Genomic DNA, 15,915 nt, shown 5'->3' with positions numbered 1-15,915 from the left:
AGGTTTGGGATTTTACTACCTTTAAATCCTAAACCTAACATCTGACCCCTATGTTTCTAGAAACGGTTATATTTATTCTCGTCATTATTCTGCTCATTATTGTCCTGCAACTGAGAAAGAACTTAACAGAAAAGCTTGAATTTCTATATCTAAAGATCGAACACCTGTCGGCCCAGCTGGCAAAAAAAGAAGCCCATTCACTTCCGGCTGAACCTGAACAAAAAGCTGCTGAACAACCAATAATTCAGCCAGAAACATTTAAACCCTTTACTGCTTATCAGCCAAAGGATATTGTACAACCGGAAGCGTCTGTTGTTCCTGAACCGCAGGAAAGCATTTTGCAGCCGGCAGAAGAAATCACCGCCCCCGAACCCGAAGTTGAGGCCATTGCCCGGCAGCAGGCAATTACAGAACCGCCTAAACCTGCAGAAGCACCTGTCGCAGCAGCTATGCAACCTCAATTCGTTCCTCCGGTTCAGGCGGCAAAACCTTCTTTCAGCGAACGTAATCCTGATCTGGAGAAGTTCATCGGCGAAAACCTGTTCAATAAAATAGGTATTGTGATCCTGGTACTGGGCATGGGCTTTTTCCTCAAGTATGCAATCGATAAAGACTGGATCAACGAAATTGGCCGTGTAAGCATCGGTTTCATCTGCGGGGGCATTTTAATTGGCCTGGCGCACAAACTACGAAAATCATTTGCCACCTTCAGCTCTGTGCTGGTTGGGGGCGGTGTGGCCATCCTTTATTTTACAGTTACCATAGGCTTCCATCAGTACCAGCTTTTTAGTCAAACCCTCGCTTTCATCCTTACCATCCTCATTACCAGTTTTACAGTCCTGCTCTCCATCAGCTACAACCGCATGGAGCTGGCCCTGTTTGCCATACTGGGTGGTTTTGGTGCACCATTTATGGTAAGTACCGGCGAAGGCAATTACGTTGTACTCTTTACTTATATACTGATATTGAATATAGGCATGCTGATACTGGCCTACTATAAAAAATGGCCGGCCATCAATATCGTATGTTATGTATTTACACTGATCCTCTATGGCGGATGGCTGTACAGCAAAGTGCTGGATGCCGACAGCAAAACCCCGCCATATGCCGGGGCGCTCGTATTTGCCTCTTTATTTTACCTGGTATTCCTGCTCATGAATATCATCAACAACATTAAAGAGAAAACAGAATTCAATGCATTCGAGATCGGCATTTTACTTAGCAATACCTTTTTATATTATGCTGCAGGCATGCTGGTGCTCAACCATATTGGGGGTGGCGACTACCGCGGTCTGTTTACCGCGCTCATTGGTGTGGTAAACCTGATATTTGCCTATGCCCTGTTTAAGAATGATAAGATTGACAGGAACCTGATCTATCTGCTGATCGGCCTGGTGCTTACTTTTATCAGTCTGGCCGCCCCGGTACAGCTCAAAGGCAACCAGATCACCTTGTTCTGGACAGCCGAAAGTGTCCTGTTGCTCTGGCTTTCACAAAAATCGGGCATCACCCTCATCAAACAATCCTCGGTAATTGTATTGGTACTCATGGGCATCAGCCTGGTTATGGACTGGCAGCAGGTTTATGGAAGCAGCGTTTACAACACCACAAACCGCTTGTACCCTATTGCGAACAAAGGCTTTATTACCGGACTGGTGGCTGTCGCAGGACTGATCCTTTACTCAACCCTGCTTAAAAAAGAGATCAGGTCCATTCTTTTCCGCGAGGTTAAAACCTCCAGAACTATCCTCGCCGTGGCGGTAGTACTTATCGGTTACCTGGTCATTGCTTTTGAGCTCAACCACCAGGCCTATAATTACTTCCCCTTGTTAAGGGTATTGGCGCTGGCCTGTTACAGCTATTTATTCATCACCATACTGCTTATTGCGGTCCGCAATGCAGAGAAAGAAGAATTCAGATTTGTGGTAGCTGCACTTGCCGCAGTCTGCCTCATCTGCTATCCGCTGCTTTTCAATACCGAGACCATCTTTTTAAGGGACAGTTACCTGGAAAGCCAGACTTCCGGTCTGAACAACTACCTGTTCCATTACCTGATGGTGGTGCTGGCAGCCTGGAGCCTTTACACCCTGTACCGTAATGAAAAGCAGATCCGCTCAGAAAAAAGCTTAATTGCATTCCAGTGGTTTGCTGCTTTTATTGTCCTTTATATCGCCAGTGCAGAACTGGATCACTTAACCGTCATGTCGCAGTACAGCAAAGAAAAGAGCATTGCCGCCATCATCAGCAACACCCATAAAACCGGTTTCGCTATTTTATGGGGATGCTTCGCCTTACTATGTATATATATAGGTATGAAATGGAAATCCAAAAATATACGGATCATCTCCATTACCATTCTGGCCATTACCCTGCTCAAATTGTTTATATTCGATTTAAGGGGATTGTCTGAAGGGGGAAAAATAGCCGCATTTATTTCACTTGGCGTTTTGTTACTGGTTATCTCTTTCATGTACCAGCGCTTAAAGAACCTGCTCCTGGCCAATGACAAGGAAAATACAGTTATCGAAACAGCATCCAAACCAGGCAATGAAGATGAGGTATAAATTATATATAGGTATAGCCTTGCTTTTAAGTGCCCTGAATGGCAAAGGGCAGTCCTTTAAATGGCAGGCCTCACTGGAACAGGTGACAAAAAGCGGCTTCTACAATATTGCCCTCACGCCCGGCCTGATTGCCAAAACCGAAAGCCAGGAACTGGCAGACATCAGGATATTTGAAAAAAACAGGGAAATTGCCTGGCTGCTCAGAAAAGGTACCGACAGTACCGATACCGCAGGCACCCTTAATTTAAAACATTACAGCAGCATACCCGGGGGTACAGTAAAGATACAGGAGCTAAAAGACAGCAAACAATCGTTAATCACCCTGACGTTTGACAAAGCCTACCAGGTTAATAAATTAAGGTTAACTGTCGAAGGGTTCCGCTTTTACCGTCGCGAAGCCTGGCTGGCAGAACCAAACCCCAATTATAAACCCAACAGAAACAGGGAGCCCTACAACAGGATGCTCAGCTTTGTGATCTTATCAGGTAAACCCGCCATAATTGAACTTTCGGGTCAAAACAGGTACAAAAAACTATACCTCATCATAGAGAATGAGGACAATACCCCATTAACTGTAAAAAAAATTGATGCTTTTCAGGAAAATATGCATTTAACTGCTTATCTTGAGAAAGATAAACGCTATACCATCAAAACCGGAGGGTTAAACATGAGTTTTCCCAGGTACGACCTGGATTATTTTAATGACAGCATCAGCAATAACCTGCCCTTCATCAAGGCCGGGAATTTTAGTCCGGCCCAGACACTAACAAAACAGCAATCCAGCTTTTTTATAAGCAAAAGCTGGATTTGGGGTGCTTTAACGATATTAATTGCATTCATCGGCTATTTGTCCTACCGCATGATAAATGAGATGCAGAAAAAGAAAAGGTAATTTTCAACAAAATCTGTAAAATCCATCTCATTTTATCCACAAAACGCCTCTAAAATCAAATATTTCTTTGAAATTCTATCCAGTTTAGTATTTTTGCATATAATTTATTGAAAATTCTCAATAAAAAACCTATTTTTGACCAAACTTTAAACAAATAAATGAAAAGCTTAAGAACAATTGCATTAAAAGAGGCACAAACAAGAATTTCTCCAGAAGTAAAGTCTCCTTCGACTAAAATTTCTGAGTTTTTTGGCGTGAATGTTTTTGATAAGAGAAAGATGAAAGACTACTTATCAAAAGAGGTTTATGAAAAACTGGTATCTGCAATAGAACATGGTGAACTGATCAACCAGGAAGATGCGAACCACATTGCTACGGCCATGAAAAGCTGGGCAATGGGCAAAGGTGCTACACACTACACCCACTGGTTCCAGCCTTTAACAGGTACTACTGCTGAAAAACACGATTCATTCTTCGAGCCTAGCGGCGATGGTGCAATTGAAAAGTTCGCAGGAAGCGCACTGGTTCAGCAAGAGCCTGATGCTTCCAGCTTCCCTAACGGCGGTATCCGCAACACTTTCGAAGCACGCGGTTATACAGCATGGGACCCTTCTTCTCCGGCTTTCATTATGGAAAGCAAAGCAGGTAAAACGCTTTGTATCCCTACCGTATTTGTTTCTTATACCGGTGAAGCCCTGGATTATAAAGCACCTTTATTAAAAGCACTTGCTGCAATGGATAAAGCTGCTGTTGATGTTTGCCAGTATTTTGATAAAAGCATCACCAAAGTAAATGCATCTTTAGGTATCGAACAGGAGTATTTCCTGGTTGACCTTGCTTTATACAATGCCCGTCCGGATTTGGCTTTAACCGGTCGTACTTTATTTGGCCACATGTCGGCCAAAGGACAACAATTGGAAGACCACTACTTCGGATCAATTCCTGAGCGTGTGTTTACCTACATGGTCGACTTTGAGAATGAAGCCTTGAAACTGGGTATTCCTTTAAAAACCCGTCACAATGAGGTTGCACCTTCTCAGTTTGAGTGTGCCCCTATTTACGAAGAGATCAACCTTGCAATTGACCACAACCAGCTGTTGATGGACTTAATGGAAAAAGTTGCTTTAAGACATAACTTTAAAGTGCTTTTACATGAAAAACCATATGCAGGCATCAACGGTTCAGGTAAACACAACAACTGGTCTTTAATTACCGATACCGGCAAAAACTTATTGTCGCCAGGTAAAACGCCTAAAAACAACCTGATGTTCTTAACTTTCTTTGTAAACACCATCAAAGCGGTTCACGAGCATGCAGATCTGTTAAGGGCTTCTATTGCTTCTGTAAGCAACGATCACCGTCTGGGTGCAAACGAAGCGCCACCGGCCATCATCTCTATCTTCCTGGGTTCTCAGCTTGCTGAAGTACTGGACGAGATCGAATCTTCGAGAAGCATCATCAAAAAAGTTAAAAATGAAGATTCTTTATGGTTGGGTATCCCTAAAATCCCTCAGATTTTGCTGGACAATACCGACCGTAACCGTACTTCTCCTTTTGCCTTCACTGGCAATAAGTTTGAGTTAAGGGCTGTAGGTTCCTCTGCCAACTCATCTGCACCTATGACGGTATTGAATACCATCGTTGCAGATCAGCTGACCAAATTTAAAGTTGAAGTAGATAAACTGATCAAAAAAGGCGAGAAAAAAGACGTAGCGCTTTTAACCATCCTTAAAAAATACATCAAAGAATCTAAAGACATCCGTTTTGAAGGCAACGGATACAGCGACGAGTGGGCTGCAGAAGCTGAAAAACGTGGTCTATCGAACATCAAAACCACTCCTAAAGCTTTAGATGCTTACGTAAGTGAAAAAACAACCGAGCTGTTCACCAAATTAAACATCTTCAACGAGCGTGAACTGCATGCACGTCATGAGATCCTGCTGGAAAGCTATTACAAAAAACTTCAGATCGAAGCCAGGGTAATGGGCGAAGTAACCAACAGCATGATCATCCCTGCTGCAATTGCTTACCAGAACTCGCTGATCGAAAATGCAAAAGGCTTAAAAGACCTTGGTTTATCAGGCGATGCCCTGGCAACACCACTGGCCATCATCAACAAACTATCTGAGCACTTAAACGTGGTTAAAACCAGCATCGATGCCATGCTTGAGCAGCGTAAAAAGGTGAATGCGATTGAGGATAGCCGCGAAAAAGCCATCAATTATGACGAGAAAGTTAAATCTTACTTTGATACCATCCGTTACCACACGGACAAATTAGAGCAGATTGTTGACGACAGCGTATGGCCTCTGCCTAAATTCAGAGAGTTATTGTTCTTAAAATAGACCAAACCTCAATACTGAAACTATTTTTTAGTTTTTATAACCTCTGTCTGAATTGGCAGGGGTTATTTTTTTATCTTTGCAGCAACATGAGTGATAACAGGTACAACCAGCGTGGCGTTTCTGCCTCGAAAGAAGATGTGCACCAGGCCATCAAGAACATAGATAAAGGTATTTTCCCGCAAGCCTTCTGTAAGATCATCCCTGATATTTTAGGCAATGACGAGGCTTTCTGCAACATCATGCACGCAGATGGCGCAGGCACCAAATCTTCCCTGGCTTATGTATACTGGAAAGAAACAGGCGATATTTCGGTATGGAAAGGCATTGCTCAGGATGCGATCATCATGAACATCGACGACCTGATCTGTGTTGGGGCTACCGACAATATCCTGCTCTCCTCTACCATTGGGCGTAACAAAAACCTGATTCCGGGTGAAGTGATTGCTGCCATCATCAATGGTACAGAAGAGATTCTGGCGGAATTGCGCGAACAGGGCATTTCCATTTATTCCACAGGCGGCGAGACTGCCGATGTGGGCGACCTGGTACGTACCATTATTGTAGATTCTACCGTTACCTGCCGTATGGAGCGTGATAAGGTCATCAGTAACGACAATATCCAGGCTGGTGATGTGATCGTAGGGCTTTCTTCTTTCGGACAGGCATCCTACGAAACAGAATACAATGGCGGAATGGGTTCTAACGGACTTACCTCTGCACGTCATGACGTGTTTGATAAATCTGTTGCCAGCGCCTACCCTGAAAGCTATGACCCTGCGGTACCATTCGACCTGGTCTTCTCTGGCGGTAAAAAGTTAACCGATAAAGTTCGTATCAACGAAAACACCGAAGTTACCGCTGGCAAACTGGTATTGTCGCCAACCCGTACCTATGCGCCCGTAATTAAAAAAGTGCTGGAAGCATTCAGACCACAGATCCACGGTATCGTACATTGCAGTGGCGGCGCACAAACCAAGGTACTGCATTTCGTAAACAACAACGTACACATCATTAAAGATAACCTGTTCCCCGTTCCTCCCCTGTTTCAACTGATCCAGGAGCAATCGGGTACCGATTGGAAAGAAATGTACAAGGTATTCAATATGGGGCACCGCATGGAGCTTTATGTGCCTGCTGCCATTGCTGAAGACATCATTGCCATCTCCAAAAGTTTCAACATCGATGCACAGGTGATTGGCCGTGTAGAAAGCGCAGCGCAAAAACAGGTGACCATCAGCAGCGAAAAAGGGAACTATACTTATTTTTAAGAATTAAATTTACCATTATAAAAAAGGGCGTATCCTCATAAAGATACGCCCTTCGCTTTTTACACCTTATAATACTGCTCCCAGCCCTTGCGTGGTGGCGGACCAACCAGCAAAGCATTGGCAGTTTTATTATTGGTAATGATCTTCTTCTTACGGTCAAATTCCAGTTTCGTGTTTAATTTCTGTGCCAGCACCCCTAAGCAGAACACCTGGCTCAGCGGACCAGCCACAGCGAACGGCGATCTTGTTTTTTCTTCTCCCTTACAGGCCTGCAGAAAATTTTTAAAATGATTGGACGGACTAACAGGTACTTCCGGCAAAGAAGCAGCCATAGCCAGAGCTTTTTCCTGAGGAATAATAGACAGTGTACTGCCATGCGATCCGCCCTTAAAAGTCAGTTCCTTACTGTAAATGATCTTTCCGGGATTTAGCTTTGCCGGCTCAATAGCCCCCGTACTTGGCGGCGGAATGTTCGGATCCAAACCCGAAACACCGTAGCCATTAGGAATCGGCGGCAGGTTATTTACCCCGTCGTACCAGTTGATATCCAGCGCTGGCATATTGCCGCGTTTTGGAAATTTAAAACACAGGGTGGATGACATCGGGTAAAAGAAATTGTTATGTCCATCCAGTTTAACGGCATTGACCTCATGAGGCAGGCCAAGTTCAAGAAACTCGTGTGCAGTATCCAGGATGTGTGCACCCCAGTCGCCCAGCGCACCCATGCCCAGGTCAAACCAGCAGCGCCATTGTCCGTTTACAAAATCCTTATTGTAATCGTGCCCGGTGGTAGCCATCTGCCAGATGTCCCAGTCCAGCGTTTCCGGAAGCGGCTGTGCCGAAGGAAAAGCGCGCATGCCCACATCCCAGGTATGCCAGCGCCGCGGCGAGTTCATATGCGCAGTTATAGCCGTCACATCTTTAATGATACCCGCTTCCTTCCAGGCTTTAAACTGAAAATAATTCGCCTCAGAATGCCCCTGATTACCCATCTGCGTAACCACTTTATTGTATTTGCGCGCAGCTTTCATCATCAGCTCCACTTCATTGAAAGTACGCGCCATTGGTTTTTCTACATAGACATGTTTCCCCAGGCCCATAGCCATCATGGTGATCGGAAAATGTGAAAAATCCGGCACACCAACACTTACGGCATCAATCTGGTTCCCCATTTTGTCAAACATCTTCCTGAAATCCTGAAAGCGCGGCACTTCCGGAAACTCTTTTAAGACCGCCTGTGTATGTAAGGCCCCCATATCCACATCACACAAGGCCACAATATTTACCAGACCCGTTTTATACAGGTCTCGGATAATTTCTGCCCCCCTGTTGCCTATGCCAATGCAGGCCAGGTTTACACGTTCATTGGGACTGGCCAATCTGATGTCCCCTTTGCGCATTCCCATCAGCGCAGCGGGTGCTATTGCAGCTGCAGCCGACAACAGCGCTGTCTGCTTCAAAAAATGTCGTCTTGAAAAACCTTTTGTATTCATCCTTATTCGTTTCTATTTGTTTGTCTTTTTATCCTTCAGCAATATATCAATTTGCCGGTCAATTTCAGCAGCTTTAGCCTGCGCCTCTGCCAAAGGCAGGCCGGCCTTCATGGGGCGTTTGTGCCCAGCAGCAGTCAGCCAGGCATCTTTCATCAGTGCCTGCTTCTGTCCCACCAGTCTGAAAACCTCTTCTTTCCCAGGATGCTGGATTGTGGCCAGCACCTCAGATGCCGGGGCAATCTGCTTCTCGCCCAGGTACAGCAACAGCGATTTGGCCATGATCCAATGGCCCAGCTCCGCAGGGTGTATGCCGTCTTTGGCAAGTGTAATGCCATTCTGCAGGTATTTTTTCATAGGGTAATGCAGGTCAGCTACTTCCCATTTTTGACTTTTCCGCTGCTTCAGCAGCCAGTCCGAATACTTGTCCAGCACCTTGGCATAGCCTGCTTTGCCACCCTTTGTTTCGTCGTAAACCGGCGGGGTAACATGGATGATCCGTACGCCCTGGGCTGCATATTTCTCATGCAGCCAGTTGATGCCATCCTTAAACTTCTGGAACCGCCCCTGATCAAAAGGCAGGTATATACCATCATTCATGCCATAGCAGGCAAAAACCAGGTCGGGCTTAACCACATTCATCACCCTGTCCAGGCGTTCGTGCAAATCCGGACGTTCAAATTTACCGCCTGCATGCCCCGGCTCCGACAAACCCGACACTGTTTCGCTCGGCAGCCCCATATTGATGAATTCAATCTTTTGTCCCGGGTAATTCAGTGTCCAATACGTTTCCACATCAACAATATACTGCCCCGCATAAGTAATGCTGTTCCCCAGGAACAAGACCTTCTTTACAGCTGACGAAAAAGGCTGTGCAAATGCAGCAGTTGCTATATAAAATAAAAACAGTAAACAGGCCGAAAAAATCCTCATCTTACTAAAATAGTGATTTCAAATTAAACCAGGTTGATTATCTGTTCAGCAGTATTGGCTATTTGTTCAGCAATATTATTCTAAAAAAAGAAAAAGGAAAAAGGAAAAATTACCATTCTCTTCAACGGCTGCATAATTTCAGTTTTTTCTTTGAAAAAACTAAAAAGACGCCAGGCCGTTTCTGAGAAGGTAATTTTTCTGTTAAACAAGGAGGCTAGAATGAAACCGCCTAATTGGATTTTCTGGAAGGTAATTTTTCTGTTAAGCAGGGAGGCTAGAATGAAGGCGCATAATTAGATTTTTCAGAAAGGTAATTTTTAGACCCCATATAGGTTAGGGCGCAAGAGCAATCCGGTATGCCGGAGAGAATGCCTTCGTCAGGCTTGCGCAGCTTGGCTGTCGGCAGCATTCGACCGGCTACCTGATTGCCTAAGTCCCTTTCCTAACCCATAAAAAAGGCCGCAAATCAAATCTGCGGCCTTTCAAAAACTCAATGCAAGCTTATTTCTTAGCTTTTACCTCATTTTTCCTGATGTCAAGTTCCTTGATGATGTTTTTGGCTCCGCCCAACACATCAATACACCAGAGTACATAACGCACATCTACACAGATAGTCCGTTTAAATTTCTTGTCAAAGGCAATGTCACCACTCATGGCTTCCCAGTTTCCGTCGAAAGCCAAACCAATCAGCTCGCCATTGCCGTTGATCACCGGAGAACCTGAGTTACCACCGGTAATGTCATTATTGGTAATGAAACCTACAGTCAGTGTACCATCGTTGCCATATTGACCGAAGTTCTTCTTATTGTAGTTTTCAATCAGGTTTGCAGGCAGATCAAACTCACTGTCGCCCGGAATGTATTTCTGCATCACACCATCAATGGTAGTCGTGGTTTTATACACCATTCCATCTTTAGGCGAATAATCCTGTACATTTCCATAAGTCAGCCTCATGGTCGAGTTCGCATCAGGGTACATCAGCTTACCAGAGTTCTTTTCTAAAATGGCTTTCAGGTATAAATGATCCAGTTCTGCTTTTTTCTTTTCAAAATCTGCCACCAGCGAACCAAAATTGGTTTTGATGTATTCAGCAGGTACGATGTTCAGTGCATACTGGTAGCCAGGATCACTGTTTACTGCATCTGCCGAAGGGTTCGAAGCAATAAAAGCTTTCAATTTCTCCGGTTTGATGAAATTGCTGTTCTCCCAGAGGTAATTGGCATACTTGTCGAAAGTAGCCTCAGGGTTGCCCGACCAGTATTTCTCGGCAATCTCCGCAAAGAATTTAGGCTGCGATTTTACAGGTACATCCTTATAGAAGGAAGCCAGGATCTGCGAGAATATTTTTTTATCAGCTGTCTCGTTATAAGTTTCTTCATAAGCAGCTAAAGCATTGCCCAGATTGTCCTGAACCTGTTTCACATAAGCGGCATCGTCTTTTTTCTTGCCCACAGCAATCAGTGCCTTACCCATTCCAGAGGCATTGGCAGCCCATTGGGAAGCCATAAAGCCTTCGTTGATATAAGTACGCTGTACAGAAATCGGATCAATTTGTTTATAGATCTGATCGTATTGCTCCATCAGGCCTGCAAATTCTGTTTTCTGGGCAGCCCATTGGGTAAAGGCTTTTTCTTCTGTCCTTTTGGCATCCGATACCTTTAAACGTTTCAGTTGCTCGGTCTGTCCAATGAAATATTTCCAGTAATTGGCAATCTGTGCGTATTTTGAAGATAATTTTAAACGCAGGGCCACATCTTTATCCATTTCTGCTTTCCATGCTTTCAAACGGATGTCACGCAGTTTTACGATAGTAGGGCTCACCTTTTCCGTAGCCAGATCTACCCCGTAAGAGGTCAGGTACCTGTCGGTACGACCGGGGAAGCCATAAACGATAGAAAAATCACCGTTCTTTACGCCTTTGATAGAAACCGGTAGGAATTTCTTAGGTTGATAAGGTACGTTCTGCACATTGTATTTGGCAGGCTGGTTACCTGTAGAAGCATAAACACGGAACACCGAGAAATCACCCGTCTGGCGCGGCCATTCCCAGTTGTCGGTATCGCCACCAAATTTACCAATGTTCTGCGGAGGGGTACCTACAAGGCGTACATCATCAAAACGCTCGTAAACAAAAAGGATAAACTGGTTGGATTTATAAAAATCCTTTACGTTTGCCTCGATGGTAGGGCCTGTAACCGCAGCTTTAGCTATGGTATTAAACACCTCGGTCATTTTAGCATCCTTTTCAGCACCGGTCAAACCTTTGGTAGCGGCATTCACCTTAGCGGTCACATCTTCCATTCTTTGCAGGAAACGGACAAACAAACCTGCAACAGGCTTTTCCTCGCCATAGTTCTTTGCATAAAAACCATTGTCAAGGATGTTGTTTTCCGGCGTAGAGTTGGAAGCAATCGCATCGTAACCACAATGGTGGTTGGTAAAGATCAGGCCTTTATCAGAAACGATCTCACCGGTACAGAAGCCACCGAAATGCACAATTGCATCTTTTAAGCTGGAACCATTGGCATTGTAAAGATCTTTGGCCGTAAGCTTAAAGCCTTGCTTTTTCATTTGCTCATAGTTTTTACCTATCAGCATCGGGATCCACATCCCCTCATCTGCCTTCAGCCTGAGGGAGAAGGACAGTAACATTAAACACAACAGCAGATAAACTGTTCTTTTCATATTGATCATAATTAGTTAGTGTGCCGTAAAGGTAATAAATATCGGCTTAACGGGCAGCACCATAAATACTGATCGTCTCTGCTCCAACCTGCTCCTGCTTCGCATTCGCAGAAATTTTAAAATATTTTACATCCGGACAACGCATATCCGTAAACCGGCCCTTATGCATGGGCACGGCAATGACCTTTCCTTTGTGCATCCTGAAAAAAACAGTTTCTTTCCATACCGCATTTTCTACCCGCGTTGAGGTAGGCTGTGCCGGTTTGCCTTCGTTCCGCACCTGGTCAATGGCATTTACCCGTTTAAACTCCCCTACCGCATCCATTCGATAACCATCGGCATCGAAATCAGCTTCATAACGTTTTCCCGCACCTTCAACCAGAATCCTGAGTTTACCATCCTTTACCACGCGGAGCGACATCTTGACCTCCTCTCCCGGATACCAATAATACTCCCTGGAAGCCGGGGCATTCTGCCAGATGTCTTTCTGCCCGGTAGCAGTATATGCAGTGCGACGGAAAAATGGCCTGAAAGCTTTCCGCTCTGTACTGATCCTGCCTTGCTCATCTTTGGTTACCGCCCAGGTAAGGCCCACATCGGTCTCCTGCCCGTTCATGTTGCCCCCCATATAAACCGAGGGGTTATCCAGAAACTGCCCGGGCTGCCTGTCATTTTTCCTGCCGGCATCAAATGTGATCTTTGGCAGTACCACCGTACCGGCAATACCCAGCCATACATCCTTAGAGGACACCGCTTTCCTGTAATAAGCCCCCTTAAAGCAGGGCATGCTACCGGAAGGCCTCACTTCCCCCTCAAAAAAAGCAGGCTTATGCACAAGCGTATCCTTCAAAACAGTGCCATTCAACTCCGGCCCCGCGCCTTGCAGCGTAAAAAATGGGGCTATCATGAGCCCCAGTAAAAAATTCTTCATAAACGGTCATTTTCCTCCTCTACTGCACTAAGCACCCTTGCAACCTGAAACAACGCCCTTGGCACATGAAAACAACACTTCCATTTGCCCCCTTTCAGCGGCAGCAATACCTCTCCCCTGCGGTTCAGGTAAGCATACCACTCGCCATGCTCCTCATCCCTGAAATGCTTCCAGCTGTACTCATGCAACCGTAAAAACCATTCCTTACAAGCAACACTGCCCGTAAGCGCATAACCTTTAGCCATACAAACCAATGCCTCCAGGTGTACCCACCATAATTTCTGGTCCCATTCCAGCTGCTGCACCGGATGCCCCTTAATGTCCATAAAGTAAAAGATGCCGCCATATTCCTTATCCCAGCCATACTCCAGGGTACGCAGGGCGATCTCCACGCAACGGCCAATCAGCTTAGGGTCGTTCAAACGCACACCCAGGTCCATCATGAACCACATGGCCTCTATGGTATGCCCCGGGTTAATGAGCCTGCCATCAAAAGAATCGGAAAAAGAGCCGTCCAGGTTCACATTCTCCAGGATCAGCCCGCTGTCCTGCTGGTAAAAGATATCCATCACCTCATGGATAACTGCTTTAAGCAGGTCATCTACGGTCTGTTTGTCCAGCAGGTGTTCCATTTCCAGGGAAAGGTTGCTCAGGATCATCGGCAGCGCAAAGTTCTTCAGGTCGCGGGTGCCCGGATAAGCCTTATTGTACTTTCCTTTTGGGTTTTGCTGGCGCTTTAATATGTTCTGAAAAGTATCTTTGGCGATCTGTGCATATTTCTCCTGCGGATCCGCTTTATACAAGGCAGCAAAAGCCATACTGGCAAAGCAGTCGGAAAAGATATTGTAAGGCTGCACCAGGGGCTTGCCAAATTGTTCTAAAGAGAAATACCAGTTCCCTTCGGCATCGCGGCCATGCTGCTCCAGGAAATCGGCCCCATGTTTAGCCATCTCCAGCCATTCCGGCCGGGCTTCCTGTTCGTTATAAAGGGTGGCAAATGTCCAGACTTCCCGGGCCTGCAGCCACATAAATTTATCGGTATCAAACACGTTTCCAGTGCGGTCCAGGCAATTGAAATATCCCCCTCCCTTTTCATCCTTCGAATGTTTCATCCAAAATGGAATCACATTGCTGATCAGTTCCTGTTCGTAAATTTCACTGTAATTCTTCATCGGTAGCTCAAATTGTTAATCCTTGTAGGTATTCTTTATATCGGTTAAATAAATGTCCGGCCTGCAGATAAGCAGACTGCGGACTCATAAAATGTGAAAATTCAAAAGTAATGGCCTTATCGTACCCCGCCCTGCGGGCCGCTTCCAGCTTCAGGCGCAACTTCTCGAACTTGATGGGCAGAAATTTAATGGGCATATCCCGGTCAAAACTCTCGGCATTGGTCCAGCATTGCAGTCCGTAGCGGTCGGCCATGCGTTTATTCAAGACAAAAAAATCATCCAGTTCATGATAGTCGATGTGCCCATCCTGAAAGGCTACGGCATCTACGGCACCCTGTATGCCCTCAAAGATTTCGCCCCATTCACGCTCATGTTCCTGCAGCGATACGGCATCCTGCTTGGTCAGCTCAGCAGAGGCAGCCATTACTGCCTTTTTGCCATCTATCCAGGGAGAAATGAAGGTGGGCAACCCGTTACTTACGCCCTTGCATTGCAATCCTAGTGTACGGAAAGCCTCGGTAGCCCCTTTTGTGCGCCTGCTGATCTCCATGCTCAGGTACCAGCCGCCAAAACTCTTGTAATGCCCGTATTGCTGCCAAACCTCATCTATCACATAGCGGTTGGCATCAATCTCGTGCTGCAGGTTGCCGGTATCCCAGTATTCACCGCTGTCGTACAAACCAAAGTAAAACTTCATATCGTACTTATCGGCCAGCTGTAAAAAGAGTTCCGCCAGGTCTATTGGCGGATGGTAACAGCCAAAACTATCCTTCAGATAGGTAGAAGGATAAGTAATGAAACGGCGATAGCCGCTCCTGATTAAAATCACGGTATCTATCCCAACCGATTTCATGTGTGCAAAGTCCCTGTCCCATTCTGCCCTGCCCCAGTTCTGGTGCGGAATATCGTGCGATATCTCGTCTATAAATGTCCCTGTAATCCTCATAAATATTTTTGTTCCTGTAGGTATTTTACCCAATCAATATAAGCACTTGCCTTAAGATGTACACCGTCCGGACTAAGGTCCTTCCTTAAGTTTCCCTGCTCATCGGAAAAAAGAGGAACGATATTGATATAGGTGATGTTTTCTTCTTTTGCCAATTGCTGAATGCGCGCATTCAGTTCCGGCACCTTTGCATTCCGGCCTTTGGTATAGGCGGCCGTGGTCATGCTTTCATTAATAGGCAAGGCGCTTTCTATGTAGATCTTTGTTTTTGGTGATTCCCGTTTGATCTTACGGATGATCCGCCTGTAGTTAGAGATGCTGACCTCATAAGGCAGGCCGCGGAACAGGTCGTTGATGCCATCCATCAGGAAAATAGCCCTGGGCTTTGCAGTTAGCACTTCATCCATTCTGGCCAGAATGCCGAAGGAATTGTCGCCCCCCACGCCCCGGTTTACCACCGGATAGCGGTAGCCCGCCAGGATTTCCTGCCACTCTCCCCTTTCGGTTATGCTGTTGCCCAGAAAAACCACCTCGTTTTTTACATGGGGCATTTGATTAAAGTATTCAACCCTTTGCTGATAATAGGGATTGGCATAATTGCTGTCAATCTTTACCGTATTTTGCGCTTCAGCAGTCAGCGCTGCACAAATGGAGCCACACAGGGCTATCCATAATTTTAAGTTCCCCAT

The 15,915-nt window shown here is 45.6% G+C and carries 11 protein-coding genes; 4 read left to right on the top strand and 7 right to left on the bottom strand.

Annotation, left to right across the window (positions count from 1 at the left end):
* The first annotated feature begins 50 nt into the window (after window positions 1-50).
* The 4 genes from ABIE26_RS18725 (at window position 51) to ABIE26_RS18710 (ending at window position 7,069) form a co-directional block, all read left to right on the top strand.
* Window positions 51-2,564, top strand: coding sequence for a DUF2339 domain-containing protein (locus tag ABIE26_RS18725; RefSeq protein ID WP_310144767.1), 2,514 nt, complete (start codon window positions 51-53; stop codon window positions 2,562-2,564).
* Complete coding sequence (locus ABIE26_RS18720) at window positions 2,554-3,456, top strand: hypothetical protein (protein ID WP_310144763.1); 903 nt, start codon at window positions 2,554-2,556, stop codon at window positions 3,454-3,456. The genes ABIE26_RS18725 and ABIE26_RS18720 overlap by 11 nt, the downstream gene beginning before the upstream one ends.
* A gap of 158 nt (window positions 3,457-3,614) precedes the next feature.
* The gene (locus tag ABIE26_RS18715; protein WP_310144760.1) at window positions 3,615-5,801 is read left to right on the top strand and encodes a glutamine synthetase III family protein; all 2,187 of its coding nucleotides are present in this window, start codon (window positions 3,615-3,617) and stop codon (window positions 5,799-5,801) included.
* Between the two features lie 86 nt (window positions 5,802-5,887).
* Window positions 5,888-7,069 (top strand): AIR synthase related protein, encoded by a 1,182-nt coding sequence (locus ABIE26_RS18710; RefSeq protein WP_310144757.1) that lies wholly within the window; start codon window positions 5,888-5,890, stop codon window positions 7,067-7,069.
* Window positions 7,070-7,128: 59 nt separating this feature from the next.
* On the opposite strand, the gene ABIE26_RS18705 is transcribed toward ABIE26_RS18710, so the two are convergent.
* The 7 genes from ABIE26_RS18705 to ABIE26_RS18675 form a co-directional block, all read right to left on the bottom strand.
* Window positions 7,129-8,562, bottom strand: a complete 1,434-nt coding sequence (locus ABIE26_RS18705) for a Gfo/Idh/MocA family oxidoreductase (RefSeq protein ID WP_310144756.1) — start codon at window positions 8,560-8,562, stop codon at window positions 7,129-7,131.
* Window positions 8,563-8,574: 12 nt separating this feature from the next.
* Window positions 8,575-9,492 (bottom strand): SGNH/GDSL hydrolase family protein, encoded by a 918-nt coding sequence (locus ABIE26_RS18700; RefSeq protein ID WP_310144753.1) that lies wholly within the window; start codon window positions 9,490-9,492, stop codon window positions 8,575-8,577.
* 501 nt (window positions 9,493-9,993) lie between these two features.
* Window positions 9,994-12,177 (bottom strand): S46 family peptidase, encoded by a 2,184-nt coding sequence (locus tag ABIE26_RS18695; RefSeq protein WP_310144750.1) that lies wholly within the window; start codon window positions 12,175-12,177, stop codon window positions 9,994-9,996.
* 46 nt (window positions 12,178-12,223) lie between these two features.
* Window positions 12,224-13,108: a hypothetical protein gene (locus ABIE26_RS18690; RefSeq protein WP_310144748.1), complete on the bottom strand. Its 885-nt coding sequence runs from the start codon at window positions 13,106-13,108 to the stop codon at window positions 12,224-12,226.
* The gene (locus ABIE26_RS18685; RefSeq protein WP_310144745.1) at window positions 13,105-14,280 is read right to left on the bottom strand and encodes an AGE family epimerase/isomerase; all 1,176 of its coding nucleotides are present in this window, start codon (window positions 14,278-14,280) and stop codon (window positions 13,105-13,107) included. Before ABIE26_RS18685 ends, ABIE26_RS18690 begins: the two co-directional genes overlap by 4 nt.
* A 7-nt stretch (window positions 14,281-14,287) precedes the next feature.
* Complete coding sequence (locus ABIE26_RS18680) at window positions 14,288-15,226, bottom strand: DUF4434 domain-containing protein (protein WP_354376238.1); 939 nt, start codon at window positions 15,224-15,226, stop codon at window positions 14,288-14,290.
* A complete protein-coding gene (locus tag ABIE26_RS18675) occupies window positions 15,223-15,915 on the bottom strand; it encodes a GDSL-type esterase/lipase family protein (protein WP_310144740.1) in 693 nt (230 codons plus the stop codon). The genes ABIE26_RS18680 and ABIE26_RS18675 overlap by 4 nt, the downstream gene beginning before the upstream one ends.

The sequence above is a fragment of the Pedobacter africanus genome (assembly GCF_040548825.1).
GTDB classification, from domain to species: Bacteria; Bacteroidota; Bacteroidia; order Sphingobacteriales; family Sphingobacteriaceae; genus Pedobacter; species Pedobacter africanus_A.
The sequence above is the reverse complement of the archived record's forward strand: the minus strand, read 5'-3'. Positions and strand labels throughout refer to the sequence as shown.